The sequence below is a fragment of the Hydrogenophaga intermedia genome (assembly GCF_023715105.1).
Taxonomy (GTDB): Bacteria; Pseudomonadota; Gammaproteobacteria; order Burkholderiales; family Burkholderiaceae_C; genus Hydrogenophaga; species Hydrogenophaga intermedia_A.
This window is the reverse complement of the sequence record NZ_JAMBNO010000064.1, coordinates 1-2,044: the sequence shown is the minus strand read 5'-3', so window position 1 is coordinate 2,044 and position 2,044 is coordinate 1. Positions and strand designations below refer to the sequence as shown.

Annotated in this window: 3 protein-coding genes; all 3 read right to left on the bottom strand. The window is 61.4% G+C overall.

Translation table 11 applies throughout. From position 1 onward, the window contains the following. Positions 1 to 67 precede the first annotated feature (67 nt). A complete protein-coding gene (locus M3149_RS22535; protein ID WP_435370779.1) occupies positions 68 to 595 on the bottom strand; it encodes a DUF1016 N-terminal domain-containing protein in 528 nt (175 codons plus the stop codon). Beyond that, positions 592 to 1,791 carry a tyrosine-type recombinase/integrase gene (locus M3149_RS22530; RefSeq protein WP_026437470.1) on the bottom strand — a complete coding sequence of 400 codons (1,200 nt, stop codon included), beginning with the start codon at positions 1,789 to 1,791 and terminating at the stop codon, positions 592 to 594. The genes M3149_RS22535 and M3149_RS22530 overlap by 4 nt, the downstream gene beginning before the upstream one ends. A gap of 157 nt (positions 1,792 to 1,948) precedes the next feature. Further along, positions 1,949 to 2,044: IS3 family transposase (locus M3149_RS23240; protein WP_353056840.1), on the bottom strand; the 96-nt coding region annotated here is incomplete at its 5' end.

Below are 2,044 nucleotides of genomic sequence, written 5' to 3'. Positions count from 1 at the left end.
TCTTCGGTGGCAAACCAGTCAAGAAATTCGTTCCAGGTGCGAGGGTAGTCCTGCCCGGGAGTCGGCGTTAGCATCTGGGTTTCCATCCAGCTATTCTGGCGCTGCTGGAGCTAAATAGATACCCCTTGCGTTCGTACAGCATCGAGTCGGTGCGCTCGCGCAGTGTCCGAACGCTCCACCGTTCGACGCCGGCCATCTGCGCGTAGTAGTCCCGCTGCATCGGCTCCTTGAGCGCCAGCAGCAGGACGAAATGCGACCAGCTCAATTGTCGCGACAGTGTCGCGACAATTGGTTCGTCAGGGAACGTGGCGGCGAACTTGACCATCCGGCGCAGGTTCTTCTCCCCGAAACCCCGCCCGTAGTCACGGGCAAGCTGCTCGGCCAGGGTTGGCAGGATTTCCTCGCCGTACCCGGCCCGCTGCCCGGCCAGCACTTCCGTATGGATGCGCTGACCGATGCGCCAGAACAGCAAGGTCAGCTCGGCATTGACCGCTGAAGCGGCGCGCTGGTGCGACGCCTCGATCAGTGCCCGGATGTCGCCCAGCAGCGCCACCGGCGCTGCTGGCGACGTGACAGACGCCTTGTGCCGGGTCATGCCGCCACCTCTTTGGCTCGTTGCATCCCGGTGATCGTCTTGCGACGATTCGCCACCAGTTCGGCCGCGTCTCGCACCGGCTTGTCCTCGGTGTGGACGTAGCGCATGAACATCACGACGGTCTTGTGCGCCGTCAGCGCCATGCCGACCTTGACCGGGATGCCCGAATTAGCAATGTCGGTCGCCGAACGGTGGCGGATGCCGTGCGTGCCCACGTGCGTGGCGCCAGCCGCCTTGAGCGCACGGCTCCAGCCACCGTAATACTCGCCCGTGGTCAGATGTTTGCCGGCGTGGCTCGGAGAAGGCAGCACGTAGCGGCAGCCCTCCTGCCGGGGTGCCGTCGAGAGTAGCCGATAGGCTTCCTCGCTCATGGGCTTGGACATGCCGCCGGTCTTGCTATCAGGCCAGACGACCCGCCGGTTCTGCAGGTCAACCCAGTCCCATTCCAGCGCAATGATTTCCGAGCGACGGCCAGCGAACTCGAATTGCAGGCGGATGCCCAAAGGGATGACGTAGTTCTCTAGTCCCTCCGACTCGATCTTGTCGAGCTGCCGGAACAAGTCGCCCATTTCTTCATCGCTGATGAGGTGGGTTGATTTGCCGGCAGGGAACATTGGGACGTGACGGCATGGGTTGGTGCCGTCGGGCCGATAGCCCCATACCTCGGCCATGTTGAACATCTTGCGCAAGACGCTGAAGACCTTGTTCGCCTCGGTCTGCTTATACGAGAGCTTCTCCATCAGCCCTGCGATGTCAGGACGCTTCACGTCCTGAACTTTCTTGCGGCCTAGCAGCGGGATGATGTTGCGATTGATGACGGCCTGATAGCCGGCCTGGGTACTGAGCTTGTTGCGCTTCTTGGAGTAGTCCTCCATGAACTTCGTGCATAGCTCTTTGACCGTGGGGGCCTGGCGCGCCTCTGCCTTCTCCGCGGCGGGATCGCCGCCTCGGCGAACCTGGGCGAGCCATTCCTGCGCCAGCGACCGCGCCTGTTCGACGGTCAGCTCCCCGTACAGCCCTAGCGAGGGTTTGCGGCGCTCGCCAGCGTTCGTCCGATACTGGAGCATGAACACCTTGCGACCCGCCGGGGTAATCTTGCACAGGAAGCCGGGGACCAGCGTATCCCTGAGTTCGACGGCCTCTGCCTGGGGTTGCGCTGCGTCGACAGCGGACTTAGTGAGTTTGATCTTAGCCATGATGACTCCTTGGGAAGACCCGGATTCCAAGAGCCGGATAGGAGTCAGGCGGTCGGAAGTCAGGTCAGGTTTCGGAAAGCACCGGCATATGTTGAACTCGCCTAAGTTATTGATAAACCTGCTGTATGGGCTTCCCCCAGTTTCCCGGACGGTTTGCTTAGCCCATTAAGCCTTGCTCAAAGTCGACTGGGCTGAGGAAGTCTAGCTTTGAGTGTTTGCGCACCGGGTTGTAGAAGCGCTCGATGTAGTCGAA